Here is a 26,005-nt window from a genome sequence, read left to right on the forward strand (position 1 = left end):
AACCCGTCAAGCGAATACAGCGCCGGCAGCCCATGCGGACAGCTTTGCAAGAGACTCACTCCATAAACGAAAAAGCCCCGTCGCAAGACAGGGCTTTCCCAGCGTTCGCACGATTACTCGGCGACAACGCTCACGTAACGACGACCGAAGGCGCCTTTTACTTCGAACTTGATCTTGCCAGCGATCTTGGCGAACAAGGTGTGATCCTTGCCCATGCCAACGCCGTAGCCAGCGTGGAACTGGGTGCCGCGCTGACGGACGATGATGTTGCCTGGAACGATAGCCTGGCCACCATACATCTTCACGCCAAGGCGTTTGGCTTCTGAGTCGCGACCGTTACGGGTACTACCACCAGCTTTTTTGTGTGCCATGAGTTCAATTCTCCTGAAGGGGGATTAGGCTGGAATTAAGCCTGAATACCGGTGATTTTGATCTCGGTGAACCACTGGCGGTGGCCCATACGCTTCATGTGGTGCTTACGGCGGCGGAACTTGATGATGCGCACTTTGTCGTGACGACCTTGGGAGATCACTTCAGCAACAACCTTTGCACCAGCAACGACTGGAGCGCCGATGTTCACGTCGTCGCCATTGGCAACCAGCAGAACGCGGTCGAAAGTAACGGATTCGCCGGTGGCGACTTCCAGTTTCTCGATCTTCAGGTATTCACCTTCGGCGACTTTGTACTGCTTGCCACCGGTAACAATTACTGCGTAAGACATGGTATTTCTCCGATAATCCTGCTCACCCAGCGCTTTATAGGAAGAGTATTGGCTGGCATGGCTGCACGAGGCTGGAACGGCCCGGTGCAATTGCGTAAGGCAGGTGCTGCCCAGGAAGTAGGGTGCGCGATTGTACGCAAGCCCGCCGGGCCTTGCAAGTGGCGCCCGGGGCCGCCGGGCCGGGCGCCTTGACAGGCCGGGACCCGCAACCTAGCATGCCGCGCAACCTATATGGAGCACCTGTGGCCGATGCAACCCCAAGCTTTCTACCGCGCGGTAGCGGACGATTTCAGCGCCGTTGACGAGATCATCAAGAAACAGCTGACTTCGCGCGTTCCGCTGGTATCGAAAATCGGCGACTACATTACCTCGGCCGGCGGCAAGCGCCTGCGTCCGCTGCTGGTACTGCTCTGCGGCAAGGCCCTGGGTCGTGAAGGCGACGACCTGCGCTTGCTCGCCGCCACCATCGAATTCCTTCACACCGCCACCCTGCTGCACGACGACGTGGTCGACATGTCCGGCATGCGCCGTGGCCGCTCCACCGCCAACGCCCTGTGGGGCAACGCGCCGAGCGTGCTGGTGGGCGACTTCCTTTATTCGCGCTCGTTCGAAATGATGGTCGAGCTCGGCTCGATGCCGGTCATGCAGATCCTGTCGAAGGCCACCCGGGTCATCGCCGAGGGTGAGGTGCTGCAACTGTCGCGGGTGCGCGATGCCAGCACCACCGAAGAAATCTACATGGACGTGATCCGCGGCAAGACCGCGATGCTGTTCGAAGCCTCGACCCACAGCGCCGCCGCCCTGGCCAATGCCAGCGAAGAGCAGCGCGAGGCCCTGCGCACCTTCGGCGACCACCTGGGCGTGGCCTTCCAGCTGGTCGACGACCTGCTCGACTACAAGGGCGACGCGCAGACCCTGGGCAAGAACGTCGGCGACGACCTCGCCGAAGGCAAGCCGACCCTGCCGCTGATCTACACCATGCGCGAAGGCACCCCTGAACAGGCCGCACTGGTTCGCCAGGCGATCCAGAAAGGCGGGATCGAGGACCTGGAGCGCATCCGCGAAGCCGTGGAAGCCTCGGGTTCGCTGGACTACACGGCAAAACTGGCCCGCGACTACGTGGCCCGCGCCATTGCCTGCCTCGAAGTGCTGCCGGCCAGCGAATACCGCGATGCGCTGGTCGAGCTCAGCGAATTCGCCGTAGCCCGCACCCACTGACACCCCTCCGGCCCGTCGCTCGACGGGCCTGCTTTTCCTCTGCTGGGCAAAACCCTATACAATGTGGGCTTTCTGCACGCATGACCCGAGGAAACTTAGTGAGCACCTTGCCACCCTGCCCCAAATGCAACTCCGAATACACCTATGAAGACGGCACCCAGCTGATCTGCCCCGAGTGCGCCCACGAGTGGTCGGCCGGCGGCGACGCCGAGGCGGCCAACGATGACGTAGTGAAGAAGGACGCGGTGGGCAACGTCCTGCAGGACGGCGACACCATCACCGTGATCAAGGACCTCAAGGTCAAGGGCACCTCCCTGGTGGTCAAGGTCGGCACCAAGGTCAAGAACATCCGCCTGTGCGATGGCGACCACGATATCGACTGCAAGATCGACGGCATCGGTCCGATGAAGCTGAAGTCCGAGTTCGTCCGCAAGGTCTGAACCCCGCCTCATTCCAGGTGCGCGCTGCCATACGGGCGCGCACTTCGGCAGAAAATGCAAACTATTCCCAATTGCCACTTGCTATTTCGATAATAAGAATTATTCTCACTGAGAGTTTTTCAAGGAGAATAGCCATGACTTATCTGATCGACGCCTGGCTGGACCGCCCCCACCCTTACCTGCGCATCCTCCACCGTGAAACCGGCGAAGTCTGTGCCGTGCTCGAAGAAGCGGCACTGGACGAACTGCGTGAACAGGGCGACCTGGATTTCAACGGACTGAACTCGAGTGAGCCGATCGTGCTCAAGGAACTGGTGAGGAACCTGTTCCTGTTCTGCTATGCCCGGGCCTTGCGCCCGAACACGCCGCATACGGGGTTCTAGCTGATTCCTGTGTTGTTCTTCAGGGCCTCATCGCTGGCAAGCCAGCTCCCACAGGGATCGCATAACCTGTGGGAGCTGGCTTGCCAGCGATGAGGCCCGGGAGAGCAATGAAGACATTGCCCTCGGGCCAGAAGCCTTACAGAACGTCCAGCAGCTCGACGTCGAACACCAGTACGCTGTGCGGCGGGATGCTGCCGACGCCCTGGGCGCCGTAGGCCAGCTCGCTCGGTACGTACAGGCGCCATTTGCTGCCGGCGTTCATCAGTTGCAGGGCTTCGGTCCAGCCGGCGATCACGCCGCCAACCGGGAATTCGGCCGGCTGGCCACGGTCGTAGGAGCTGTCGAACACGGTGCCGTCGATCAGGGTGCCGTGGTAGTGGGTGCGCACGCTGTCTTCGCGAGTCGGCTTGGCGCCTTCGCCTGCGGTCAGCACTTCGTACTGCAGGCCGGAAGCCAGGCTGGTGATGCCTTCGCGCTTGGCGTTCTGGGCCAGGAATTCCTTGCCGGCCGCTGCAGCGGCTTCGGCCTTGGCAGCCTGCTGGGCCTGCATGACTTCACGAATGACCTTGAAGCTGGCCGACAGGTCTTCTTCGCTGACGCGGCTGGCCGCACCGTTGAAAGCGTCGGTCAGGCCGGCCAGGATGGCTTCCAGGCTCACACCCGGTGGCGGGTTGTCACGCAGTTGGCCACCCAGCTGACGGCCGATGCCGTAGCTGACGCGGGTTTCGTCGGTGGACAGATTGATTTCGGACATTGGCTTGCTCCGCAGCAGGGCGCACGACAACCGCGCCCTTTATGAAAAGGGCTCGCAGCCTAGCACACTGCGGCGAAGCGAATCAGCTATCGGGCACTACGGCTGGACAACGGCACTTTAAGGTCTTCCTCGACCACGCTGGCCATCCCGCACATTTCGTCCTGTACCGACCAGTGCACCAGGTGCATCGGCATCTGCGGCAACCCTTCGAGCAGCAGGTGCGCCTGCTCCAGCGAATGCACTTTCAAACGCCCGCCACGGGCGTCGGTAAGGGCGTGGGCATGGCCGTGGGAACGTGCTTCCAGCAAATAGTCGCCGCCTTCGATGGCGATCAGGTTGAGCTCGTCGATACGGCCCGCTCGGGCCTGGGTGTTCAGTTCGTGCAGGTTCATGGGCGTACCTCGCGACGTTGACCGCTCATTTTTTGTACAGCCCATTGCAAAGCACAAGAGCGAAACGCAACCGCCCGTCCGTTTTGCAACGGACGGGCGGTCGGTGACGCAGGCGACGCCTTGCTCAGTGCTTGGTGACCTTGTCCAGGTAACCCATGGCAAAGGCCGACACCACGAAGGTCATGTGGATGATCACGTACCACATCAGGTAGTTCGACGAGATGTTCTGCGCATCCATGAACACCCGCAGCAAGTGGATCGAGGAAATCGCCACGATCGACGCCGCTACCTTCATTTTCAACGACGAGGAGTCCATCTTGCCCAGCCAGTTGAGCTTTTCCTTGTCCTCGTCGATGTCCAGTTGCGAAACGAAGTTCTCGTAGCCGGAAATCATCACCATCACCAGCAGGCCACCGACCAGGGCCATGTCGATCAGCGACAGCAGCACCAGGATCAGGTCGGATTCGGCCAGGGAGAAGACGTTCGGCAGAACGTGGAAGATCTCCTGGAAGAACTTGAGCGCCAGCGCCAGCAAGCCCAGCGACAATCCAAAGTAGATCGGTGCGAGCAGCCAGCGCGAGGCGTACATCGCATTTTCGATAAAGCGTTCCATTGAGCTAGTCACCTGAAGGCGGGGAAAATCGGCCGGGAGTATATCAGCCGGACGTGAAGGAAAAAGCCCGCGACGCGCTGCCGCAGGCTCCCTCAGTGATGGACGTGACCGTTGACCCGGCGCAGTTGGGCTTGCAGGTGCACGCTCCAGATCTGCGGGTCATCGGCCAGCTGGTAGCCGTGCAGGGTCAGGCTGTCGACGATGGCGTTGAGTACCGACTCGGCCACGAAGGGCCCATGGAACGGCCCTTGGGCCTTGATCGCGGAAGGTTGTTCGCCTGCCATGCCGGCGGCGAAGAGAAGGGTCCACATGCCGTTGTCACCGGCCAGCGGACGGATGCTGCATTCGATGCGGGTCACCAGACCCAGGCATTGGCGGGTAAGGCTGAGGCTGCGCGGCATGGCGAAGACCCTCGGTAGAACCTCGTTCAGCCTTCGACAAGGCTGTTTCCATCCTGTACCGACGACTATCCATGCTTTGAAGGATAGAAGAAAACCGGCCAGTACAAGCGCCTCACGGGCAATGGGCGCCGAGTGGTCATGTCACCGCAGCGCCCGCGCCCGGCCCGTCAGGCCGGCTTCACTTCGGCAAGTGCCTGTTCGGCCTGCTCTTTTTCCGCCTCCTTGAACTCCTCCTCGCTGATCATCTCGGCGATCACCCGCAGGCGCTCGACCACCCGGGCATTGACGCTGCCCTCAGGGAACTGGCCGTCGGCATCCGGCTCGCCGGCCGGCTCGCCCACCAGCAGGCTCAGGGCTTCGTCGGCCTGGCTGACCGCATAGACATGGAACTGCCCGGCGCGCACAGCCTGGAGCACCCGCTCGTCGAGCATCAGGGTGGAGACGTTGGCTTTCGGGATGATCGCCCCCTGCTCCCCGGTCAGGCCGCGGGCCTCGCACAGGCGGAAGAAGCCCTCGATCTTCTCGTTGACCCCGCCCACCGCCTGCACTTCGCCGAACTGGTTGATCGAGCCGGTGATCGCGAAGCACTGCTTGAGCGGAGTCTTCGACAGGGCCGAGATCAGCGTGCAGGCCTCGCCCAGGGACGCGCTGTCGCCATCGACATAACCGTAGGACTGCTCCAGGGCAATGCTCGCGGAAATCGCCAGCGGGAATTCCTGGGCGTAGCGGCTGCCAAGGTAGCCGGTGAGGATCATCACGCCCTTGGAGTGAATCGGCTGGCCAAGGTTGACCTCGCGCTCGATATCGACGATCCCGCTGCCCCCCGGGTACACCGTGGCGGAAATCCGCGCCGGCACACCGAAGGCCGAATCACCCACTTCCAGCACCGTCAGGCCGTTGCACTTGCCGACGGCGGCACCCTCGGTGTCGATCAGGATGATCCCGGCGAGCATGTCGTCGAGAATCCGCGCCGAGACCCGACCGGTCCGGGTGGCCTTGGCCTTGAGCGCGCGCTCGATATGGCCGACGTCGGTCATCTCGTCGTTGGCCAGGTGGCGGATGAAATCCGCCTCGCTGACCAACTGGAACAGGTCGCCGATGCGCGCCGACAGACGCTTCTGGTTTTCCGCCAGGCGAGCGCTGTAGGTCGCCAGGCGCGCCACCGCGTCGGCAGTCAGCGGCGCCATGCCTTCCTCGCTGGTGCGGGTCTTCAGCAACTGAGCGAACTGTTCCAGGCTTTCGTCGTGCATCGGGATTTCCTCATCGAAATCCACCAGCACGCGGAACATCTCCTGGAAGTCTGGATCATGGTCCTGCAGCGCGTAGTAGAGCTGGCGCGCGCCGATGATGATGACCTTGACCTGCAACGGGATCATCTGCGGGGTCAGGGTCACGGTGGCGATGCGCCCCAGTTCGCCCAGGGGCGACTCCATCTTCAGCTTGCGCGACTGCAGGGCACGCTTGAGCGCATCCCACACGAACGGCTCGCCGAGCATCTTCTCCGCTTCGAGAATCAGGAAACCGCCATTGGCGCGGTGCAGCGCACCCGGGCGCAACTGCCGGTAGTTGGTGTACAGCGCACCCTGGTCGGTGCTGTATTCGATGCGGCCGAACAGATTGTCGTAGGTCGGATGCGGCTCGAACACCACCGGTGCCCCGCCATTGACCGAATGACCGACCACCAGGCTCGGCGACAACTGCTCTTCGAGCATCTTGCGCGCGACGGCATCGACCTTGCTGTCATCCACCAGTTGCTCGACCACGGTACGCAGCAGGTGCACCTGCATGGCCTGCAGGTAAGCGCAGACCTCGGCATTTTCCGAGTACTTTTCCGACAACGGGCCGAGCAGCGGCTGCAGGGCCAGGGTGATGGTTTCTTCGTTGAGCTGGCGCAACTGGTTGTTCGACTCGCGCTTCCATTGCGGCAGGCTCGCCAGCTCTTCGTTGAGCCGCTCCTCGAGCTCGGCGATGTCGTTGTGGAAGCGCTCGCGCTCGGCTTCCGGCAACTGGGCGAACTCCGCTTCGTCCAGTGCCTTGCCGTCGCTCATCGGAGTGAAGGCGACGTTGCTGCTGTCGCGATACAGCGCCACGTCCTTCTCCAGCGAGGCACGCTCGATGATATCGAGGGCGCGGTCGTAGCGCTGGTTGAAGGCGCGGTCGATGGCGCTCTTCTTTTGCTGGTAGGACGGGTGCTCGAAGACTGCCGGGAAGGTGACGACCAGGTTATCGATCAAAGCGCCGATATCGGCGATGAAGGTGTTCGCGCTACCGGGCGCCAGCTCGACGGCGCGAGGTTCGCGCGGCTCGTCGAAATTGTTCACATAGACCCAGTCGGAAGGCGTCTGCAGGCGCTTGCCTTCGGCCTTGAGGTAGCGTTTGACGAATGAAAAGCGACCGGTCCCCGGTTCGCCCATGACGAAAACGTTGTATCCGGGGCGGGGCATGGCGACACCGAATTGCAGCGCCTCTACCGCGCGTTCCTGGCCCAGCACACCGCGAAATGGCTCCAGATCATTGGTTGTGGAAAAAGCGAACTGTTCAGCGGAAAACGGCCGGGTCAGGGCTTCGGGCGCAAGACGCAGGCTCGCAGCGACAGGATCGGGCATCGGGCTTCCTTACTTCGGCGGGGCAGATGCCGGCATTCTGGCGCTGCCCGCGCCCGGGTTGCAAGGCTCTTGGCGCAATTGCCTACAGGGGGCCAAAACGTGACGCACCGCCTATGTGAACGCAATATTTCGCAATTAACTACGGAACCTCAGGATCGTGCCTAAACTCTACACTGCGCGGCCGGGTAGATAACCGGACCCGATCCGGCAGCCGTTGCAAGGCACGCCGGAAACCCTGACCTTTGGTTTGCAAATCAGAAAGAGAACAAAGCTATGAAACGGATTCTTCTGGGTACTCTGTTCACCGCGGTTTCGATCAACGCCATGGCCCAGGCGCCAGGCGGCCCGGACTGCGGCTGGGGCAACATGCTGTTCGAAGGCCAACGCGGCACTCCCGCTCACTTCCTCGCTTCCACCACCAACGGCACCTCGGGCAACGCCACCTTCGGCATGACCTCGGGCACCAACGGTTGCTCGACCAACGCCGCGCTGACCTATGGTGGCAAATCCTGGTTCGCCATGAACGGCATGATGAACGAGCTCTCCGAAGACATGGCCAAGGGCCAGGGCGAAGCCCTGACCACCTACGCCGTGGTTCTCGGTGTGGCACCTGAAGACCGCGCGCACTTCGCCGCCGTCACCCACCAGCACTTCCAGGACATCTTCAAGACCGCGGACATCACCGCTGAAGACGTTCACAACAACACCCTCGCCGTCCTCAAGTCGGATGCTCGCCTGGCCAAGTACGCTACCCCGGCCTGAGCCTGACCTTGCGTCACCCCGCCTCGGCGACGAGGCGGGTTGTGTTTCCCATCGGCTTCATTCGAGAAGTAGTCGCCCGACATGCTCAAACGCCTCGCCTATCTGGCGCTCTGTGCCTGTGCACCGTTGCACGCGGCACCTTCCATGGACGAATCGCGCCTGCAGGCCCTGGCCGCCGATCCTTACTGGATCGCCCTGGGGCACTATGAAACGGGCAAGCTGGGCGGCTGGCGCAGCTACGTCGATGACGACCGCTTCTTCCTCGCCCAGGACGGTGCCCATCACCCGGATCGCGAGCTCGCCGCCACGCTCGAGGCACTCTACGCCCCGGCCAGCAAGGGCGACCAGCATGCCCAGTGCGTGTACCCGGCACGGACCCGCTGGCTGCGCGAACAATTGCAACTGACCGATTTGCCCAGCCCTGATTGCGCCGAGTACAAACGCTGGTTCCAGGACGTGTCGCCCCACAGCGCCGTGCTGATCTTCCCCGCCGCCTACCTGAACAGCCCGTCGTCCATGTTCGGCCACACCCTGCTGCGCATCGACCAGGCCGACGTGCAAAGCAACGAGACCGCCCTGCTCAGTTATGCGGTCAACTTCGGGGCCTATATCGAAGGCAACGACAACAGCATTCTTTACGCCTGGAAGGGCCTGATGGGCGGTTATCCCGGCCTGTTCGCCTTCGTTCCCTACCAAGAAAAGCTTTCCGAGTACCGCAGCCTGGAAAACCGCGACCTGTGGGAGTACCGGCTGAACCTCACGCCCGAGGAAACCGGGCGCATGGTCGAGCATATCTGGGAACTCAAGCAGATCCGCTTCGACTATTTCTTCTTCGACGAGAACTGCTCCTACCGTCTGCTGGAACTGCTTCAGGTCGCCCGCCCGAGCCTGGACCTGACCTCGCACTTCCCGCTCACGGCGATTCCCACCGATACCGTGAAGGCGGTGAAGAAGGCCGGCCTGGTGGAACGCGTGGACTACCGGCCATCGCGTGAACGCGAACTGCTGGCCCGTGCCGAGCCACTGGACAAGGCCGAACAGCAACAGGTGCTGGCGGTGGCCGCCGATACCGGCAAATTGCAAAGCCCCGAATTCACTGCCCTGCCCAAGCCCCGCCAGGCCTTGGTGCAGGATGCTGCCTACCGCCTGGAACGCTACCGCGCCACTGGCCAGGAACGCGATGCGGACCAGGCCAGGCGCAGCTTCGAGCTGCTGCGGGCGATCAATCGCAATCCACCGCCGCCGCTGGAGATCGAGCGCCCGGGCCTGCCGGAAGACGGCCATGAGTCGCGCACCTGGCAGCTCGGGGTCGGCACCCGGGAAGATCGTGCATTCGCCGAGTACGGCCTGCGCATGGCCTATCACGACCTCAATGACAATGCCTACGGATTCCCCCTCGGTGCGCAGATCGAGATCCTGCAGCTCAAGCTGCGCCAGTACGAAGGCAACGACTGGCAAGTGCAGCGCCTGGACCTAGCGACCATCCGCTCGCTGACGCCGCGCAATGACCTGTTGAAACCCTGGTCGTGGCAGGTTTCCGGCGGGCTGGAACGGGTACCGGGCAAGCATGACGATGAGGTGCTGGTCAGCCATGTCAATGGCGGCGCGGGCGGCACCTGGAAACTGGGTGACGACATGCTCGGCTTTGCCCTCGGCACGGTGCGCGTCGAGCATCACAACGACTTCGCCCAGTTCATCGCCCCGGCGGCCGGGTTCAACACCGGGGTGCTTTGGCGCAACGGGCTGGGCAACCTGAGCGTCGAGGCCAAGGGCGATTACTTCACCAATGGCGAGGTGCGGCGCAGCCTCAGCCTTAACCAGCAATGGGAGTTGAGTGACAGCCTCGGGTTGAGGTTGAGCGCCAAGCGCGAGTTCAGCCAGCTGGCGACGGCGCAGAACGAGGTGATGCTGGAACTGAAGTGGTACAACTATTGAGTTGATGTCGCTCTCAGGGGCCTCATCGCTGGCAAGCCAGCTCCCACAGGGTCTGTATTCACCGCACCTGTGGGAGCTGGCTTGCCAGCGATGAGGCCCTGTCAGACAGCGAGAGTTTCACGGCCTTTTGACACCACACTGACATTCCCCCACCTAGACTTTCCCCATCATGCGGAGAGTGTTGCGATGCGGCGGTACTGTTTTGTTGTGTTGTTGCTGTTGGCCGGTTGCCAGTCGACCCACCAGCAGTTGCTTGACCAGGGGTATCCGCCTGCCTACGCCGACGGTTTCCAGGACGGCTGCGGCAGCGGCCAGCAGGCCGCCGGGGTGATGGCGGGGGCGTTCCGCAAGAACGTGCCACGCTACCTGCACGAGCGCCAGTACGAAACCGGCTGGGACGACGGCTTCCGCCAATGCCAGGCGATGCGCCAGAACCAGGACCAGCAACGCTACTACGACCGCCATTGGGACGAACGCGAGGAACGCTGGCAGCAGGAAAAGGACCGCGACGCCGCCAGGGCCTATCGGCGCTGAACAGGTCGTAATCGGACATCCCCTGCAACCCCGGGCCTGTCAGCATGGTCTTCTGGCAAAGGAGACCTTCATGAGCCGAGCATTCGTCAACGAAGACCAGGCTGCCAACCAGGCCAGCCAGCCGGTCGAGCGCAGCATCAGCGAGCAGCCCAACTACGTGACCGCCCGCGGCCTTGCGCTTCTGCAGGAGCGCGTCGCGCAGCTCAATCGCCTGCGCAGCGAACTGCTGGCCCAGGGCGAACGGGGCGACAAGCAACGCCTGGCCGATACCGAGCGCGACCTGCGCTACTTCAGCGCACGGCAACAGAGCGCCCAGGTGGTGCCCACGGCGACGTCAAGGGAAAAGGTACAGATCGGCAGCCGCGTGACCTACGTCGATGAGCAGGATCACGAGCACAGGGTGCAACTGGTCGGGGAAGACCAGGCCGACATCGCTGCCGGCCTGGTCAACTGGGGTTCCCCGCTGGGCCGGGCGCTGCTCGGAGCGGCGCCCGGTGACGAGGTGGTGTGGCGGCGACCGGCGGGCGATCAGTTGATCGAAGTCGTCACCATCGAGCCTGAGCCTGAAACCTAGACCACGCCCTGGGCCAGCATGGCATCGGCGACTTTCACAAAGCCTGCGATGTTGGCGCCCTTGACGTAGTTGATGCGGCCGTTTTCCTCGCCATAGTGAACGCAGGCGTGGTGGATCGATTGCATGATGTTGTGCAGCTTGCTGTCCACTTCACCGGCAGTCCACAGCAGGCGCATGGCGTTCTGCGACATTTCCAGGCCGCTAACCGCAACGCCACCGGCGTTGGACGCCTTGCCCGGGGCGAACAGGATTCCCGCTTCGATGAACAGGTCGACCGCTTCCAGGGTGGTCGGCATGTTGGCGCCTTCGGCCACGCAGATGCAGCCGTTGGCCAGCAAGGCGCGGGCATCGTCCAGGTCCAGCTCGTTCTGGGTCGCACATGGCAGGGCGATGTCGCACGGCAGGTTCCAGGGGCGCTGGCCGGCGCGGAACTCCAGGCCGAACTGGCCGGCCAATTCGCTCAGGCGACCGCGCTTGACGTTCTTGAGCTCCATCAGCGCATCCCACTGGGCGTCGGTCAGGCCGGCCTCGGCGAACAGGGTGCCTTCGGAGTCCGACAGCGAGATCACCTTGCCGCCCAGGTCCATGACCTTGCGTGCCGCGTACTGGGCAACGTTGCCGGAGCCCGAAATGGCCACGCGACGACCATCGATGCGCTTGTCCTCGCGCTTGAGCATTTCCTCGGCGAAGTACACGCAGCCGTAGCCGGTGGCCTCTGGACGGATCAGGCTGCCGCCGTAGGTCATGCCCTTGCCGGTCAGTACCGACGTGAACTGGTTGGCCAGGCGCTTGTACTGGCCGAACATGAAGCCGATCTCGCGCGCGCCGACACCGATGTCACCGGCCGGAACGTCAAGGTCGGCGCCGATGTGGCGATACAGCTCGCTCATGAAGGCCTGGCAGAAACGCATAACTTCCGCGTCGCTCTTGCCCTTCGGATCGAAGTCCGAACCACCCTTGCCGCCGCCCATGGGCAGGGAAGTCAGGGAGTTCTTGAACACCTGCTCGAACGCCAGGAACTTCAGCACGCCGATGTTCACCGACGGGTGGAAGCGCAGCCCGCCCTTGTACGGGCCGATGGCGCTGCTCATCTGGATGCGATAACCCCGGTTGACCTGGACCTTGCCTGCATCATCGACCCACGACACCCGGAACAGAATGGCGCGCTCGGGCTCGACCATGCGCTCGAGGATGCCGGCTTCGAGGTAGTGCGGGTTGGCTTCGAGGAACGGCCAGAGGCTGCGCAGGACTTCTTCGACAGCCTGGTGGAATTCGGGTTGGGCAGGGTCGCGTTGTTTCAGCCGTGCCAGGAAGTGATCGACAGATTCAGTCATGAGTAGACATCTCACCGAGGGAGTTGGACTTTTTGGTTTTTTCGGGACTTTACCAAGAAGCAATCGCACTGGAACAGGGCGAAATGTCGTTTTTATGAATTTTTTTGGTGCATTTCTGTAAATGTATACAGAACCTAAGGGCCTCATCGCTGGCAAGCCAGCTCCCACAAGGACGGTGCACGCAGCCCCTGTGGGAGCTGGCTTGCCAGCGATGGGCCACCACCGGCCTGAAATTCAGGCACAAAAATGGGGCCGCTTAGGGCCCCATTCCTGTGCATCAATCGACCAGCCTTATCAGGCCAGCTTCTTGTGCCGTACCCGGTGCGGCTGGGCAGCAGCCTCGCCCAGGCGCTTCTTGCGATCGGCTTCGTACTCGGTGTAGTTACCCTCGAAGAACACCGCCTGCGAATCATCCTCGTAAGCCAGGATGTGGGTCGCGACACGGTCCAGGAACCAGCGATCGTGGGAAATCACGATGGCGGCACCCGGGAAGTCCAGCAGGGCTTCCTCCAGCGAACGCAGGGTTTCCACGTCCAGGTCGTTGGACGGTTCGTCGAGCAGCAGGACGTTGGCGCCCTCTTTCAGGGTCAGGGCCAGGTGCAGGCGGCCACGCTCACCACCGGACAGGTCCTTGACGAACTTCTGCTGGTCGCCGCCCTTGAAGTTGAAGCGACCGACGTAGGTGCGCGACGGAATCTCGTAGTTGCCGATACGGATCTGGTCGGAACCGTCGGAGATCTGCTGGAACACGGTCTTGTTGCCGTCCAGGTCCTCGCGGCTCTGGTCGACGCAGGCCAGCTGCACGGTTTCGCCGATCTCGATGCTGCCGGAGTCCGGTTGTTCCTTGCCCATCAGCATGCGGAACAGGGTCGATTTACCCGCGCCGTTACCGCCGATAACGCCGACGATCGCGCCTTTTGGCATGACGAACGACAGGTTGTCGATCAGTACGCGGTCGCCGTAGCCCTTGGTCACGTTCTTGAATTCGATGACCTTGTCGCCCAGGCGCGGACCGGCCGGGATGTAGATCTCGTTGGTTTCGCTGCGCTTCTGGAATTCCTGCGACTGCATTTCCTCGAAGCGTGCCAGACGGGCCTTGGACTTGGACTGGCGAGCCTTGGCGCCTTTGCGCACCCACTCCAGCTCTTCCTTCATGGCCTTTTCATGGGCCGACTGCTGCTTGGATTCCTGGGCCAGACGCTCGGACTTGGCTTCCAGCCAGCCGGAGTAGTTGCCCTCGTAAGGAATACCGGCGCCGCGGTCGAGTTCGAGGATCCAGCCCGCGACGTTGTCCAGGAAGTAACGGTCGTGGGTGATCGCCACCACGGTGCCCGGGAAGTCGTGGAGGAAGTGTTCCAGCCAGGCGACGGAATCGGCGTCCAGGTGGTTGGTCGGTTCGTCGAGGAGCAGCATGTCCGGCGCGGACAGCAGCAGGCGGCACAAGGCGACGCGGCGCTTCTCACCACCCGACAGGTGTTCCACCTTGGCCTCCCAGGCCGGCAGGCGCAGGGCGTCGGCGGCGACTTCCAGCTGGCGCTCCAGGTTGTGGCCGTCGCTGGCCTGCAGGATGGCCTCCAGCTTGGCCTGTTCGGCGGCCAGCTTGTCGAAATCGGCATCCGGCTCGGCGTAGGCCGCGTAGACCTCGTCCAGGCGGGCCTGGGCGTCCTTGATCACGCTGACCGCTTCCTCGACCACTTCGCGCACGGTCTTGGAGGGATCCAGCTGCGGCTCCTGCGGCAGGTAGCCGACGTTCAGCTCCGGCATCGGGCGGGCTTCGCCGTCGAACTCGGTATCGACGCCGGCCATGATCTTCAGCAAGGTGGATTTGCCCGAGCCGTTCAGGCCCAGGACGCCGATCTTGGCGCCAGGGAAGAACGACAGGGAGATGTTCTTGAGAATTTCACGCTTGGGCGGAACAACCTTGCTCAGCCGGTGCATGGTGTAAACGTAAGAGCCTGTTTTGCCTGATTTGTCATTTTTTGACATGGTTTGATTCGCCTTTAATCCTGTATTTTCAGTGCTTTGAGGGTAGAGACAGGCGCTCAAACCCTGGAGAGTAAAACGTTAGGTTTTGCGTTGACCGCCCGATACCCCTGACTATACTTAGAAAAGTTATGTTTATGAGGGAGCATCATGGGTTTCCAGGTCATAGAGCAGGTAGTGAATGCTGCTCGAAGAAAGCTGTTGGTGCAAGACTACATCCCTGTGTACTACCCCAACCTATACATCACCATGGAGCACTCGGGCAGAGCCCTCGAAACAACCAAGAAATATCTTGAGCATCTAGCTGTGTTTGAGGATTTTCTGGCGTTTTCCTCCATTGATCTGATTTCTCACCTCGAACAGCGCCCTCACAGCCGGTACCTAACAGACAGTGAGCTTTCCAGGTTTGTGTCGGACGCGGGGTTCAGCAAGGAAATCTTGGCCATGAAGTATGCGGGGATGCGATTGCATCCGACCGCCTACAAATCCGTTAGCAAAGTCCATGCGCAGCAGCGAATCGAGGCGGTACGCGACTATCTGGCCTTCCTCTATGACAAGTTGGGTGATCACTCAACACGATATGAGGCAGTTGACGATCTGAAGAAGCGCATAAACCGCAAGATCAAAGCGGCCAGGCTTGCGTGGAAAAAAACGCGAACGGACCAAATGAAGGGGCTTACTGCCCAGGAGCGAACCCGTTTGCTGGAAATCATGCATCCGGATAGCGCCGAGAATCCCTTTTCAGATGATGCCATCAGGCTGCGTAACTACATCATTTTGCTGTTGGGTCTCGACATGGGGCTGCGACGCTCCGAGATGTTGTTGATCAAGACCAAAGATATTCACTGGCACAGTCGTCAACTGGCGGTGGTCAACCTGGAGGATGAGAGCATCGATCCACGAACCATGGCCCCGCAATTTAAAACCCACGAGCGCATGCTGGTGATGACCGATGACCTGTATGACGCGATCACTGAGTACGAATCGAAATATCGCCACAGAAAGGCCCGTAGCGGCACATCGCAAGCAAGGAAGCATCCGTTTTTGCTTGTGGCGCACAAGCGAAATGAGGGCGGGCCTCTAACCATCAAGGCAGTGGATGGCGTTCTGTCGAGGATTCGAGTAATAGCGCCGGAACTGGCTCATGTCCACCCGCATATTCTCAGGCATGACGCGGTCTACACCATGCTGGAAAGCATGCGTGAGGAACTGGCAGCGCTCACGCCGGAGGATCGTACCACGCAAGTTCAAAAGACTCTGACATGGATGTTCGGCTGGAGTCCCGAGTCGAACATGCCCGGCCTCTACGGCGCAAAGTTCTGGAAGGAGGAGGCAGACAAAGCGATACAGAAACGGGCCGAGCGGTTTACGTCCAGCCGTCAGAAGGCCGGCATGACACCAGGAGGTTCAGCGTGAACATCGCCGTCGAAGCACTTCAGGCCCCCACGAAGGACAGCCTCGATGCATGGCTGAGCACGCCTCGCCTGGCGAAATGTGGGGAGGTGTTCACACCGACTCACCCCATGTGGAAACCCGATAAATCGGCCAGAAACCCAGTCAACTGGAAAGCGGCCCTTGCCTGTGTTTCGCCGGATTGGCAGCCCTGGTTGCACGCCGCCCTGGCCTATCGAATGGCTGATCATGCAACGGGCTCGGTTGCTAAAGTCGGCAGTGTGTTGTCGCGGGCTGCTCAGGCCAGTCTTGACCCGCTCAACGAGGATCACCTAATCGCTCTGCGGGAGCGCTTTAACGTCAGCGAGTTCAGTCAGTTCGCCGCTTTCATGGCGTTTTGGTGCGACTGCGAGTCCCTCGAACAACGTCCGCCACAAGCCCTGATCGAGGCCTACCAGGCACTGCCCAGAAAAAAGAAATCCAGCCACGATGTGATCCTCAGCCTGGACCCCGAACAGGGTCCGTTCACCCAGGTGGAGCAGGACGCGCTGCACCAATGGATACATGAGCGGTTCTGTCACGGTCAGCTAGATCCCGAGCAATACCTGTATCTGCGCCTGTTGATGATTTACGGGCAGCGTGGCGCTCAGGTGCGCATGATGGTTTTTGGTGATTTCACGAAGACCGATAAGGGCTGCAAGGTCAGGTTTCATTGGGCAAAGCAAAAAGACGGCGAGGCGGGTTGGCGAGCAAAGTCCGAAATCTTCAGTCTGGATGAAGACCTGTACACCACCGTGCAGGCCTACAAGGCCATGGTTCTGGCGAAACTCTGGCAAACCTATCCATACCGCGCCGACTGGGATGCAGCCATTGAGAATGTGCCGCTCTTTCGCCGGAAGATGGATGATGAAGCAGAATTTCCGAATCGGGTGAATCCCCCTATTTTACTCGATAGCCCCCTGCAAAAAGCCCTCGAAAAGGCGCCGCAGCCAATCTTTCATGTTGGAGCAGGCACGGTTCAGGCATGGCTTGATCGCATCGAGCGGATTGAGGGCTTTCCGATTTCGCCTCGCACCCATCAGCCGCTGAAAGTGACGCGGGGGCACCGGTTCAGGCACACCCTCGGCACGGACCTGTCCAATACCGGGCTGGATGAGTGGACGATGGCCAGCGCATTGATGCACAAGAATACTCGGACAGTGCGAAAGTACCGCCAGGTGTCGCCGGAGCTGCTGGCCTTGATCGACGCGAAGATGAGCGACCATCTGGCCTTGGTTGTGAATGCGTTCACCGGGATCATCGTCACGGATCGCACCTCAGCAAAAAACGGGGATCGAGCGGATCGACAAATCGAGGATCTGGCAGTGTGCGGTGCCAATGCCGCCTGCCATCTCGATGCGCCCTTTACCTGTTACGCATGCGGAAAATTCCAACCCCTTCTGGATGCCAATCACCGCGCTGTCCTTGAGCGACTGGAACGTCGGCGGGCGCAAACCATTGCCACGGATAAAACGACCGGCGTGCTCTGGGATCGGGCCATTCTGGCGTGCCGCAAGGTGATTCTGGATTGTGAGGCCACGCGCCAATCAGGGAGGAAAGGCGAATGACCGATGCGTTTGATTCTGAACTGACGAACAACATTGTTGATTTCGAGCCTAGGAGCCAACTGGCTGCGGAGGCTCAGCTCGCGGCGTTTATCGAATGGGCAAAACAGACCCTGCCGAAAGGCATTCCCAATCGCGTGCACTCGAGTATTTGCTGGGAGGACGGCAGTTGGCACAAGCATGGCGTCCAATTCTGTAGCTTCACGGCGCAGGGATCGACCAAGGCAGCCCCAAAGGCGATACAGGCACCCTTCACGGAGTTTGCCAAGGCTATCATGGTGTACCGACGGGTGTATTTGCAGAAAAAGGCAATTAAAGACTGGCTAAGTGCCCTGAAGGTGCTGGAAGCTGCCTTGGTCAAGCTGACCGGTACGCGGGATGTGACGCAGGTGTCCGCCGCTGCCTGCAATGAAGCGTGCGAGCAACTGAGTCGTCACTGGGCAAAAGGCAACAACGCATACTGTAGCAGCAAGGCACTTGAGGCCCTCATCTCACTGATGCGGGCCAAAAAACTGCTCAAGACCGATTTTCGGTGGACCTCTCCGCTGACGATGAAGCCGCGTGGCACGCTCAAGCAGCAAAAAGCGGATTGGGAACAGAAACTGCCCAACCCCGAAGCGATCAAAGCGCTCGGGGAAGTGTTCACTAACGATTTGACCCGCCCTCTGGATATCGTTGTGACATCCGCCTGTGCGCTGTTGCTGAGCGCCCCGAGTCGCGTGGGTGAGTTGGCGGATGTTGAATTGGATTGTCGGGTGTTCAAAGAGGATACCCACGGCAAACGGCGCATGTTCCTGCGCTGGTACGCGGAAAAGATAAACCAGGTTACGCTGAAGCCAGTCGTTAAGCCCGAGATGGAGCCGGTCGTCGAGCGGGTCATCACCTTGTTAAAACCGATCACCGATGAGGCGCGGGCTTACGCCGCCTGGCTGGAAGAGCATCCCGATGAGTTTCCGCCCCATGAAGGGCTGCCACCCAAGGGGCCTGATGAACCGCTCACCTTTGCCGAAGCCTGTGCCGCGCTGAAACTCAGTGTTCATGAGAACCACAACCCGCGAATTACATTCCAAAAGGGTTTCCTAAAACCCATGGAGCAGAACAAGGCTCTCAGCCCCGCCGCCCGAGCCCTTTTGGCCGAGATTCGTGATGGTTTGGATGCCATTAGAGGGACGCCGATATACGTGAAGGACAAGCCAGGAGTCCAGGGTGTTGAGTTGGACGGCCGGTGTGTGATCACGCTGCGCACGCTCAATGTGCTGCTGCGTGAGAAGTATCTCCCAAAGGATTTTCCCTACACCACGCCGTACACGGAGGGCAAGGCGCGGGTGAAGTTTCGTGATGCCTTATTCACCGTGCGCACGGGAGCGCTGGCTGAAGACGCAGGTGGCACTGCCGTGACGCACGGGTTTGGCGTAGAGATCGCGGCGAACCCTAACCGAATGAAGGCGCAATTAGCCAGTATGAACAACCCGGCAAGGAAAAGTCTGTTCGAGCGCCATGGCTACCCCGGTGTCAAGGTCAACACGCATGCGTTTCGACACGAATTGAACACGCGGATGCAACAGGCCGGTCTGTCGCAGCTCCTGATTGACGCCTTCTCCGGGCGCACGACGATGGGATCGGTTTACAACCACGAGACCATCGAGGAGCGCACCCAAGGAGTTGCGGCTTACCACCCCAAAACGAAAAACAGCACCGCTGCTCAGCGTCTGGACAAGGTAAAAACCAATCAGCCTCTGAATCTTGCTGATGTAATGGAACTACGCGAGGGTGAGCAGGACCGCATTATCCATCAAACCCATCTCGGCGTTTGTGTGCACAACTTTGCGTCCGAGCCCTGCCCGAAAATGGGTGCCTGTTTGGACTGCGGGCGGCTTGGCTGCGTCAAGGGGGATGACGTGAAGCTGGCCAACCTCAAGGAAGAACGCGACGACCTCAAACGCCGTTTCGATAAAGCCCTGGATGCGCAGTCTAGGGGTGTATTTGGGGCGTCGGAGTCGGCCAAAAAACTGGGTGAGAAGCTCTTTAAGTGCGAGGCGCTCATGCAAATGCTGGAAAACCCGGAGCTCGAAAACGGTGCCATTGTGTGGAACGCCGATAACGGTTGGACGCTGACCAAGAACGCCGCCGCAATGTCGGGACTGATCGAAGTCAAAGTAATTGAAGAGAACCAGGTGCAAAAGGCGTTGCCATCGTTGGATGACGTCTTGGCTTTGCTAGATGAGATCGAGGGCTAACGATGGGGCATTTAACGCCAAAGGATGAGAAACGCATCATTAAGCTAATTGAGGAATGGTCAGAGCCGAAGCTAACTTGGCCTTTGCTCGTTGAGGCCTGCAAAGAAAAACTGGGTATCAGTCGTGTTCGCCAGTCCCTGATGAATCTACCTGCCGTGGATTTAGCGATGAAGAATTCCAAGGCGGCATTGAAGGCTAAGAAGCTAAAGCCGGGCTGGATTGCCGATATACAAGCAGCCAACGAGCGCATTGAGGAACTGAAAGCGAGCAACCAAAAGCTGTTAGCTGCTGTTCGAGATATGCATAGCCGTTTTTTGATCTGGCAAGCCAATGCTGATCTACACGGTCTAACGCAATCGATGCTGGAGCGGCCGGTTTCACAGCTTCAAAAGAAGAGATGATTGCGCAATTGTGCGTAATTGCATTCACTTGGCCACCCGTTTGCATCGACTTGACCAGGCGCTCGCGTGGGGCGCAGCTTTCCCGTAGCGTCCCCGGTAATCGTTGGCCTGTTCCTTGGACGTCCACGCGTTGAAGATCTACCTCACTTTGCTCGCCTCTAGAGACCGCAGAGGGATTGCGACCTAGAGCTATGATCGCCTGGACCACTACACGGAGATGCTCAGGCATCAGGTAGCCGATGCCATCACCCGACTGTACGATTCCCGGCTGATATCGTTCAGGCCAGGGGAATTTCAGAGCGAGTAGGAATTTGACCGGACTAACCGCTATTTGGTGAGGGAATTTGGTACCCATTGGCCATCTTCTGATGATCAGCAAGCAGCTGCCGAGAAAGACACGGATGCGAGCACGGCTGCCAAGTGGCAAGAAATTCAAGGAAATAGCAGGGAATGAAAGGTTTCAAAAAGGACAACCATTACGTACCGCAGTCGTATCTGAAGCACTGGACGATAGAGGGCAAAGTCCTTGCCTATCGTCTGCTAGTGCCCCATGAAAAAAGCGCGGTTTGGAAGCCGCATTCAACCAAAAGCGTGGCGGTGCTTCGGCATCTTTATACTCGCTTGTCTGGTTCTGAAGCCAGTGACGAAGTCGAGCGATGGCTTGAGCGTGACTTCGAAACGCCTGGATTCGCATCCATCGAAAAGGTAGTTAGCGAGTCGCAGTTGACCCGCGAGGATTGGAACAACTTATTCCGCTTTGCTGTTGCGCAATCTGTCCGTACTCCTGCCCAAATGGAGAGCTTTTTCAAACGCCAAACTGAAACGCTTGAGGCATTTCTGTCAGAGACCATGGAGTGGTCAATCAGCCAAATCGAGGCAGCTTCAGCCGCCGGAGTTCAGTCTGAACCCCCTCCGGTTGTAGACCCTTACGGCAAGCTGCCGCTGAAAATTCACCGTGCGAAGAGTGAGGATGGCGAAGAAGGCATCAAAGCCGAAATCCTAATCGGGCGGAAATTTTGGCTCTGGCAGATCGAACATGTGCTCAAGAGCACCATCAATCGGTTGCCAAATCATCGTTGGACCATTCTACACGCTCCACCTGGAGTCACCTGGCCAACGTCCGACAACCCTTTCATGAGGGTAGGAGTTGGTACGAATGGAACAATTAGTCTTGAGGGCGGCTGGGATGTGCCAGGCACACAGCTGTTCATGCCACTCAGCCCCAAGCATCTCCTGTTCACGTGTGTGGGCTCACCGCCACCTCGGCGCGGCACCACGTTGAGTCTCGCTCAAGCAGCATTTTTCAGGACGATGATTTTGACCGGGGCCCATCACTATGTGTTTGCAACAGATACGCGAGATATCGAAGAGTGCAGGCCACGTACGGTCTGTCCCGAGCAATTCAAAGCAGTGCGAAAGCATTGGGCGGAATGGCATGACAGCCAGTCGAGAGAGGAAGCCAATTACCCCGACCGCTGATTTTTGCGGCTCGCCCACGCTTTCATGAGCCAACTCGCCTTCACAATGGCGCCGTTGGGAGCGGTAAGCTGGGGCTGTTCACCAGCATTCCAGTAAAAAATAGTAAAGCCCGCCATGTGAGGCGGGCTATCAAGTGTCTCCGAGGGGAGGCCATGGCCAACAAAGTCTCAGAGCAATCCTCCACAGGTTACCCATTTTGCGCAGCTTGTGCCATCGACCATTGGGTATGACGCAGGCTATGGGGCTGTAATCTCGTCGATTTGTCCTTGCTGCGAATGGCTGTTTTTGGCCAGTCGATAAGCGTAGGTTCGAAGGTCAAGCTTCACCCCCTTGGTTCGCTTCGCGGAGCGGTTCAGGGCCAGCTAAACCCGCATCGCGGAATCCGCCCATAGACTGCTTTCGACCCATTATAGATAGTCCGTTCCACCTTCACTCTGGGTGCTGGTCATGAAACGGTTTTGTCGGCAGTTTGAAGCATCCCCCTAATGCCACAGCGACTATAGTCGCCATCAGCAACAGCATCATTGGGGCGCCCTGAGCACTCAACACAAAAGCTGCAGCAAATGGACCAGCGGCCTGAGCGAGAAGCATGGGACGCGCCAGTGCTCCCATCCGTGCGCCATATCCCTGAGGGCCAAATAGCACCAGTGGTAACGTACCTCTAGCGATGGTCAGAATCCCCATGCCCGCGCCGTACAGTGCGGCACCAGGAAATGCCAACCAAGGCACACCAGGGATAAACAGGCAGATGCCGATGAAGCTCACCAATACACCAACACGGGCTGACCAGCTCGGATGCAGATGGCGAGCAATCGAGAACTCCAGAACTCTGGCCACTACCTGGGCCGGCCCAATGACCATTCCGACTGCCAATACCGTGACCGTTGGCAGGCCCAGTTGCTTGAGTGCGGCGAGCAGGTGAACGGAGAGGCTGGCCATTACGAAAGCGACTACGGTCAGCAGCCCTGCAACAAGCCAGAAAAGGCGGCGGCTACGTTCATCGAGCGTCACCGGTACACCTTCTTCCGAGGTAGATTCTTTTTCTGGACCGGGCGGTTTCGGTACCGCCAGCCAATGAACAGGCAGGCCGACCAGAACATGTATCGCAGCAAGCACCAAGCAGGTATCCCGCCAGCCGATCCATGACTCCAGTGCCGCCAACGCGGGCCATCCGACAGTACTGGCAAAGCCGCCAATCAAGGTCAGTCCCGTTATTGCACCCCGCGCACGCTCTCCCAGCAACGTCCCCAGAGTGGCAAATGCCGCGTCATATAACCCGGTGGCCATGGCTACGCCGAGGAGCGACCAAGCCAGGTAATAGAGCCACAGAGAGCTGGCGATCGACATCACCGTGAGCCCAGCACCCAGCATCAGCGAACTGAAAACAAGGACCGAGCGCCCGCCGCGGCGATCAATCAGTCGGCCAGCCAGCGGAGAGCAAAGGCCAGCAACCAGCATGCCCCAGGACAGTCCGCCCACGACAAACGATAGAGACCAGCCCGTATCGCGAGCAATTGGACCTGCCAGGACCGCCGGCAGGTAGAACGTCGACGCCCAAGCCAAGATCTGGGTGATGCCCAAGGTGAACACTAACCGAGCGCGACCCACGTTGGCTGGCAGGAGCTGTTCATGTCGAGTCACGGCAGTCCTTGTTATGGTTGTTAGTAACAACCAATGTAGTCGACGGAGCTCTGAAAGGTCAATCTGATGACCGGTCAGTTGACGAGCGCGCTCATCGCCCATATTGTTGCAGGTAACAACTAACTGGAAATGACATGCTGAACGAGCACAACGACGACCTTAGCCGTGATGCTGAAGACCTCTACGAAGCCCTGAACCAGCTGGTGCGCGTCTACCAGTTCAGGGATCGCGATCGCATCTGCTGCTATGACGTGTCCGTCACCCAGTGCTACGCCATCGAGACCTTGGTGAAGCAGGGACCACTACGTCTGCAAGCGCTGGCCGAGGAAATGTTCCTGGACAAGAGCACGGCTAGCCGTGTCGTCGATACGCTGGAGCGCAAAGGGTATGTCTCCCGCGTGGAAGATCCGGAAGACCGTCGTGCCGTGCGTGTCCAGGCTACCGAAGCCGGTGCCGACCTGTATGAGCGCATCCGCGATGATCTCATCAATGAAGAAAAGGCGATGATCAGTTGCATGGCACCGGAAGTACGCCAGGGAGCCCTGACGCTCCTGCGGCAGCTGACCCGCGCTGCTGAGGTACGTTGTGGCTTGGCAAACGAGAGTTGCTCAGCGAAGCCGCAAGAACAATGAGGGGGAGATCCCCCTTTTTTATCTAAATTGTTGTCACTACCAACTTAATAAGGAAGCCAGATGCACATTCGCCCCGCTCAGCTCGGTGATGTTCAGGCCATCGCCGAGATTTACAACCAAGGGATCGATGACCGTAGCTCTACGTTTGAGACCCAGCCTCGGACCGCTATGGATGTACAGCCCTGGGTTGCCGATATGTCTCGCTTCCCGGTGCTGGTCGTCGAGCTGGACGGCGCAGTAGTGGCGTGGGCAAACCTGAGCAGCTACCGGGCGCGCTCCTGCTATGCCGGCATCGCTGATTTCTCGATTTACTTGCGGCGAGATGTCCGTGGGCGTGGCATCGGCAAGGCACTGCTGAACGCACTGTTGAGCGAAGCAGAGGTACGGGGCTTCTGGAAAGTCCTTTCCCGCATTTTCACCTTCAACGAAGCGAGCCTCGCGCTCTGCCAGTCCTGCGGTTTCCGAAAGGTCGGCGTCTATGAAAAACACGCATGCCTTGAAGGACGCTGGCTTGATTGCGCCATCGTTGAACGAGTCTTCCCCTCCAACCAACCTGACACAGGAGAACGAGCATGAGCCAATCTGATCTTCCCATCGTAATCATCGGCGCCGGCCCCGTGGGGCTGGCGGCTGCTGCGCACGCACTAACCCGGGGTATGAACCCACTCATTTTTGAAGCAGGCAGCCAGGCTGGAGAAAGCATCAGCCAATGGGGCCACGTCAGCATGTTCTCGCCGTGGGAATACAACGTAGACAAGGAGGCTGCAAAGTTACTGTCGGCAACGGGCTGGCAAGCGCCTGACTCCGACACGTACCCCACAGGTCGGGAACTGCTGGACCACTACTTGCTCCCGCTAGCTGAGCTGCCAGTCATCAAGGAACGACTTCATCTGAACTCCCGCGTCACTGCTGTGACGAAAGTCGGCGCAGATGTGCAGAAAACCAAAGGCCGCGAATCTGCCGCGTTCCTGGTGCGTGTTAAAGGGCCAAAGGGTGAGCAAGATATCCAAGCTCGCGCAGTCATCGATGCCTCGGGCACGTACGAGACCCCAAACTGGATGGGCGCATCCGGCATTCCAGCATTGGGAGAGTTGAACGCCAAAGCGCATATTGCCTATGGGATTCCCGATGTCAGCGGCAATGCGCGCGATCGTTATCTCGGGCGCCGAGTGCTGGTTGTAGGTGGCGGACACTCGGCATTCAACGCTCTTCAGGATCTGGTCCAACTGCGCGGTACCCAGGTTTCGTGGGCTATTCGCGGACACTCGCTAGATAAAATTCTGGGTGGTGGTGCCAATGACAAATTGGCCGAACGCGGCAGCCTGGGTCTGCGAATCCGTGGATTGCTCGAACAAGGAAAGATTTCGCTACACCAGGACATCTCCATCAGCCAGGTCGACACAACCGAACAGGGGCTGGTCGTGCACAGCAATGGCCAAGCTCTGCCAGAGGTGGATGAGATCATCGTCGCCACTGGCTTCCGCCCTAATCTGCAGCTTCTGGGCGAGCTACGACTGGCTATCGACCCGGCTACACAGAGCCCTGTTCAGTTGGCCCCGTTGATCGACCCGAATGAGCACAGCTGCGGTACCGTTCGCCCCCATGGCATTGATGAGCTCTCTCATCCCGACGAAGGCATATTTATCGTAGGCATGAAGAGCTACGGTCGTGCTCCGACATTCCTGATGATTACCGGGTATGAGCAGGTGCGCTCAATCATGGCCGGGCTTGCAGGCGACTGGGAAGCGGCACGGCGTGTCGAGCTCGAACTGCCTGAAACCGGTGTCTGCAGCCTTCAGTTCGAGGAGCAAGGTGAAGCTTCCAGTTGCTGCGCACCCGAGGCCACTACTCAAACCAGTTGCTGTGCATCACCGGAATCCCTGACAACGCCTTCAGCCCAAAAGTCGGGCTGCTGCACACCGGCAAGCCGCGCCTAACCCCATGCTCTGAGACTGCTCTTCCGCCCTGC

25 protein-coding genes are annotated in these 26,005 nt (G+C 59.8%); 15 read left to right on the plus strand and 10 right to left on the minus strand.

The window, feature by feature from the left end; all coding sequences use genetic code 11:
* Window positions 1-113: 113 nt before the first annotated feature.
* Together rpmA and rplU are read right to left on the minus strand one after the other, a co-directional pair.
* Window positions 114-371 (minus strand): 50S ribosomal protein L27, encoded by a 258-nt coding sequence (rpmA, locus tag N7650_RS08700; protein WP_009398991.1) that lies wholly within the window; start codon window positions 369-371, stop codon window positions 114-116.
* A 35-nt stretch (window positions 372-406) separates the two neighbouring features.
* A complete protein-coding gene (gene rplU, locus N7650_RS08705) occupies window positions 407-721 on the minus strand; it encodes a 50S ribosomal protein L21 (protein ID WP_009398990.1) in 315 nt (104 codons plus the stop codon).
* A 249-nt stretch (window positions 722-970) separates the two neighbouring features.
* On the opposite strand from rplU, the gene N7650_RS08710 reads away from it, so the two are divergent.
* The 3 genes from N7650_RS08710 (at window position 971) to N7650_RS08720 (ending at window position 2,762) form a co-directional block, all read left to right on the plus strand.
* On the plus strand, window positions 971-1,939 hold the full coding sequence (locus tag N7650_RS08710) for a polyprenyl synthetase family protein (RefSeq protein ID WP_009398989.1): 969 nt from the start codon (window positions 971-973) through the stop codon (window positions 1,937-1,939).
* Between the two features lie 98 nt (window positions 1,940-2,037).
* Window positions 2,038-2,379: a zinc ribbon domain-containing protein YjdM gene (locus N7650_RS08715; protein WP_064304826.1), complete on the plus strand. Its 342-nt coding sequence runs from the start codon at window positions 2,038-2,040 to the stop codon at window positions 2,377-2,379.
* A 134-nt stretch (window positions 2,380-2,513) separates the two neighbouring features.
* Complete coding sequence (locus N7650_RS08720) at window positions 2,514-2,762, plus strand: hypothetical protein (protein WP_279897885.1); 249 nt, start codon at window positions 2,514-2,516, stop codon at window positions 2,760-2,762.
* A 136-nt stretch (window positions 2,763-2,898) separates the two neighbouring features.
* On the opposite strand, the gene N7650_RS08725 is transcribed toward N7650_RS08720, so the two are convergent.
* The 5 genes from N7650_RS08725 to N7650_RS08745 all read right to left on the minus strand — a co-directional run bounded on the left by N7650_RS08725 (window position 2,899) and on the right by N7650_RS08745 (window position 7,528).
* On the minus strand, window positions 2,899-3,516 hold the full coding sequence (locus N7650_RS08725) for an FKBP-type peptidyl-prolyl cis-trans isomerase (protein WP_009398986.1): 618 nt from the start codon (window positions 3,514-3,516) through the stop codon (window positions 2,899-2,901).
* A gap of 86 nt (window positions 3,517-3,602) precedes the next feature.
* Window positions 3,603-3,908: a DUF6482 family protein gene (locus tag N7650_RS08730; RefSeq protein WP_064304845.1), complete on the minus strand. Its 306-nt coding sequence runs from the start codon at window positions 3,906-3,908 to the stop codon at window positions 3,603-3,605.
* Window positions 3,909-4,032: 124 nt separating this feature from the next.
* Window positions 4,033-4,521 carry a TIGR00645 family protein gene (locus tag N7650_RS08735; RefSeq protein WP_009398984.1) on the minus strand — a complete coding sequence of 163 codons (489 nt, stop codon included), beginning with the start codon at window positions 4,519-4,521 and terminating at the stop codon, window positions 4,033-4,035.
* A 92-nt stretch (window positions 4,522-4,613) separates the two neighbouring features.
* Complete coding sequence (locus tag N7650_RS08740; protein ID WP_009398983.1) at window positions 4,614-4,922, minus strand: hypothetical protein; 309 nt, start codon at window positions 4,920-4,922, stop codon at window positions 4,614-4,616.
* 167 nt (window positions 4,923-5,089) lie between these two features.
* Window positions 5,090-7,528, minus strand: a complete 2,439-nt coding sequence (locus N7650_RS08745) for an ATP-binding protein (protein WP_009398982.1) — start codon at window positions 7,526-7,528, stop codon at window positions 5,090-5,092.
* Between the two features lie 273 nt (window positions 7,529-7,801).
* On the opposite strand from N7650_RS08745, the gene N7650_RS08750 reads away from it, so the two are divergent.
* From N7650_RS08750 to N7650_RS08765, 4 genes are all read left to right on the plus strand, one after another.
* Window positions 7,802-8,290, plus strand: a complete 489-nt coding sequence (locus N7650_RS08750) for a DUF3015 domain-containing protein (RefSeq protein WP_009398981.1) — start codon at window positions 7,802-7,804, stop codon at window positions 8,288-8,290.
* 81 nt (window positions 8,291-8,371) lie between these two features.
* The gene (locus tag N7650_RS08755) at window positions 8,372-10,225 is read left to right on the plus strand and encodes a DUF4105 domain-containing protein (protein ID WP_064304847.1); all 1,854 of its coding nucleotides are present in this window, start codon (window positions 8,372-8,374) and stop codon (window positions 10,223-10,225) included.
* Between the two features lie 186 nt (window positions 10,226-10,411).
* On the plus strand, window positions 10,412-10,759 hold the full coding sequence (locus N7650_RS08760; RefSeq protein ID WP_279897886.1) for a hypothetical protein: 348 nt from the start codon (window positions 10,412-10,414) through the stop codon (window positions 10,757-10,759).
* A 70-nt stretch (window positions 10,760-10,829) separates the two neighbouring features.
* A complete protein-coding gene (locus N7650_RS08765) occupies window positions 10,830-11,333 on the plus strand; it encodes a GreA/GreB family elongation factor (RefSeq protein ID WP_279897887.1) in 504 nt (167 codons plus the stop codon).
* On the opposite strand, the gene gdhA is transcribed toward N7650_RS08765, so the two are convergent.
* The gene (gdhA, locus tag N7650_RS08770) at window positions 11,330-12,667 is read right to left on the minus strand and encodes an NADP-specific glutamate dehydrogenase (RefSeq protein ID WP_064304850.1); all 1,338 of its coding nucleotides are present in this window, start codon (window positions 12,665-12,667) and stop codon (window positions 11,330-11,332) included. The two genes, N7650_RS08765 and gdhA, sit on opposite strands and share 4 nt — an antisense overlap.
* A 294-nt stretch (window positions 12,668-12,961) precedes the next feature.
* Window positions 12,962-14,653 (minus strand): energy-dependent translational throttle protein EttA, encoded by a 1,692-nt coding sequence (gene ettA / locus N7650_RS08775; RefSeq protein WP_279897889.1) that lies wholly within the window; start codon window positions 14,651-14,653, stop codon window positions 12,962-12,964.
* Window positions 14,654-14,800: 147 nt separating this feature from the next.
* Here ettA and N7650_RS08780 point away from each other — a divergent pair, with 147 nt between their 5' ends.
* The 5 genes from N7650_RS08780 to N7650_RS08800 all read left to right on the plus strand — a co-directional run bounded on the left by N7650_RS08780 (window position 14,801) and on the right by N7650_RS08800 (window position 21,763).
* Window positions 14,801-16,066: a site-specific integrase gene (locus N7650_RS08780; protein ID WP_279897890.1), complete on the plus strand. Its 1,266-nt coding sequence runs from the start codon at window positions 14,801-14,803 to the stop codon at window positions 16,064-16,066.
* A complete protein-coding gene (locus N7650_RS08785; protein WP_051096003.1) occupies window positions 16,063-17,649 on the plus strand; it encodes a tyrosine-type recombinase/integrase in 1,587 nt (528 codons plus the stop codon). Before N7650_RS08780 ends, N7650_RS08785 begins: the two co-directional genes overlap by 4 nt.
* Window positions 17,646-19,883 carry a hypothetical protein gene (locus N7650_RS08790; protein ID WP_279897891.1) on the plus strand — a complete coding sequence of 746 codons (2,238 nt, stop codon included), beginning with the start codon at window positions 17,646-17,648 and terminating at the stop codon, window positions 19,881-19,883. The genes N7650_RS08785 and N7650_RS08790 overlap by 4 nt, the downstream gene beginning before the upstream one ends.
* A gap of 2 nt (window positions 19,884-19,885) precedes the next feature.
* A complete protein-coding gene (locus N7650_RS08795) occupies window positions 19,886-20,284 on the plus strand; it encodes a hypothetical protein (protein ID WP_051096005.1) in 399 nt (132 codons plus the stop codon).
* A gap of 450 nt (window positions 20,285-20,734) precedes the next feature.
* On the plus strand, window positions 20,735-21,763 hold the full coding sequence (locus tag N7650_RS08800; RefSeq protein ID WP_051096006.1) for a DUF4238 domain-containing protein: 1,029 nt from the start codon (window positions 20,735-20,737) through the stop codon (window positions 21,761-21,763).
* A 429-nt stretch (window positions 21,764-22,192) separates the two neighbouring features.
* Here the strand turns inward: N7650_RS08800 and N7650_RS08805 are convergent, their stop codons facing one another.
* Window positions 22,193-23,353 (minus strand): MFS transporter, encoded by a 1,161-nt coding sequence (locus N7650_RS08805; RefSeq protein WP_347815650.1) that lies wholly within the window; start codon window positions 23,351-23,353, stop codon window positions 22,193-22,195.
* Window positions 23,354-23,538: 185 nt separating this feature from the next.
* Here N7650_RS08805 and N7650_RS08810 point away from each other — a divergent pair, with 185 nt between their 5' ends.
* From N7650_RS08810 to N7650_RS08820, 3 genes are read left to right on the plus strand one after another with little or no spacing between them, the layout of a single operon-like run.
* Entirely contained in the window at window positions 23,539-24,036 is a 498-nt protein-coding gene (locus N7650_RS08810; RefSeq protein WP_279897893.1) for a MarR family transcriptional regulator, read from the plus strand.
* A 60-nt stretch (window positions 24,037-24,096) separates the two neighbouring features.
* On the plus strand, window positions 24,097-24,612 hold the full coding sequence (locus tag N7650_RS08815) for an arsinothricin resistance N-acetyltransferase ArsN1 family A (RefSeq protein ID WP_279897894.1): 516 nt from the start codon (window positions 24,097-24,099) through the stop codon (window positions 24,610-24,612).
* Entirely contained in the window at window positions 24,609-25,973 is a 1,365-nt protein-coding gene (locus N7650_RS08820; protein ID WP_279897896.1) for an NAD(P)-binding domain-containing protein, read from the plus strand. Before N7650_RS08815 ends, N7650_RS08820 begins: the two co-directional genes overlap by 4 nt.
* Window positions 25,974-26,005: the final 32 nt, after the last annotated feature.

This window comes from Pseudomonas sp. GD04058 (genome assembly GCF_029836855.1).
Classification (GTDB): Bacteria; Pseudomonadota; Gammaproteobacteria; order Pseudomonadales; family Pseudomonadaceae; genus Aquipseudomonas; species Aquipseudomonas bharatica.

Coding starts and splice junctions, on each gene's coding strand:
- rpmA (WP_009398991.1), bottom strand. CDS start 371: ATGGCACACAAAAAAGCTGGTGGTAGTACCCGTAACGGTCGCGACTCA.
- rplU (WP_009398990.1), bottom strand. CDS start 721: ATGTCTTACGCAGTAATTGTTACCGGTGGCAAGCAGTACAAAGTCGCC.
- N7650_RS08710 (WP_009398989.1), top strand. CDS start 971: ATGCAACCCCAAGCTTTCTACCGCGCGGTAGCGGACGATTTCAGCGCC.
- N7650_RS08720 (WP_279897885.1), top strand. CDS start 2,514: ATGACTTATCTGATCGACGCCTGGCTGGACCGCCCCCACCCTTACCTG.
- N7650_RS08725 (WP_009398986.1), bottom strand. CDS start 3,516: ATGTCCGAAATCAATCTGTCCACCGACGAAACCCGCGTCAGCTACGGC.
- N7650_RS08730 (WP_064304845.1), bottom strand. CDS start 3,908: ATGAACCTGCACGAACTGAACACCCAGGCCCGAGCGGGCCGTATCGAC.
- N7650_RS08735 (WP_009398984.1), bottom strand. CDS start 4,521: ATGGAACGCTTTATCGAAAATGCGATGTACGCCTCGCGCTGGCTGCTC.
- N7650_RS08740 (WP_009398983.1), bottom strand. CDS start 4,922: ATGCCGCGCAGCCTCAGCCTTACCCGCCAATGCCTGGGTCTGGTGACC.
- N7650_RS08745 (WP_009398982.1), bottom strand. CDS start 7,528: ATGCCCGATCCTGTCGCTGCGAGCCTGCGTCTTGCGCCCGAAGCCCTG.
- N7650_RS08750 (WP_009398981.1), top strand. CDS start 7,802: ATGAAACGGATTCTTCTGGGTACTCTGTTCACCGCGGTTTCGATCAAC.
- N7650_RS08755 (WP_064304847.1), top strand. CDS start 8,372: ATGCTCAAACGCCTCGCCTATCTGGCGCTCTGTGCCTGTGCACCGTTG.
- N7650_RS08760 (WP_279897886.1), top strand. CDS start 10,412: ATGCGGCGGTACTGTTTTGTTGTGTTGTTGCTGTTGGCCGGTTGCCAG.
- N7650_RS08765 (WP_279897887.1), top strand. CDS start 10,830: ATGAGCCGAGCATTCGTCAACGAAGACCAGGCTGCCAACCAGGCCAGC.
- gdhA (WP_064304850.1), bottom strand. CDS start 12,667: ATGACTGAATCTGTCGATCACTTCCTGGCACGGCTGAAACAACGCGAC.
- ettA (WP_279897889.1), bottom strand. CDS start 14,653: ATGTCAAAAAATGACAAATCAGGCAAAACAGGCTCTTACGTTTACACC.
- N7650_RS08780 (WP_279897890.1), top strand. CDS start 14,801: ATGGGTTTCCAGGTCATAGAGCAGGTAGTGAATGCTGCTCGAAGAAAG.
- N7650_RS08790 (WP_279897891.1), top strand. CDS start 17,646: ATGACCGATGCGTTTGATTCTGAACTGACGAACAACATTGTTGATTTC.
- N7650_RS08795 (WP_051096005.1), top strand. CDS start 19,886: ATGGGGCATTTAACGCCAAAGGATGAGAAACGCATCATTAAGCTAATT.
- N7650_RS08800 (WP_051096006.1), top strand. CDS start 20,735: ATGAAAGGTTTCAAAAAGGACAACCATTACGTACCGCAGTCGTATCTG.
- N7650_RS08810 (WP_279897893.1), top strand. CDS start 23,539: ATGCTGAACGAGCACAACGACGACCTTAGCCGTGATGCTGAAGACCTC.
- N7650_RS08815 (WP_279897894.1), top strand. CDS start 24,097: ATGCACATTCGCCCCGCTCAGCTCGGTGATGTTCAGGCCATCGCCGAG.
- N7650_RS08820 (WP_279897896.1), top strand. CDS start 24,609: ATGAGCCAATCTGATCTTCCCATCGTAATCATCGGCGCCGGCCCCGTG.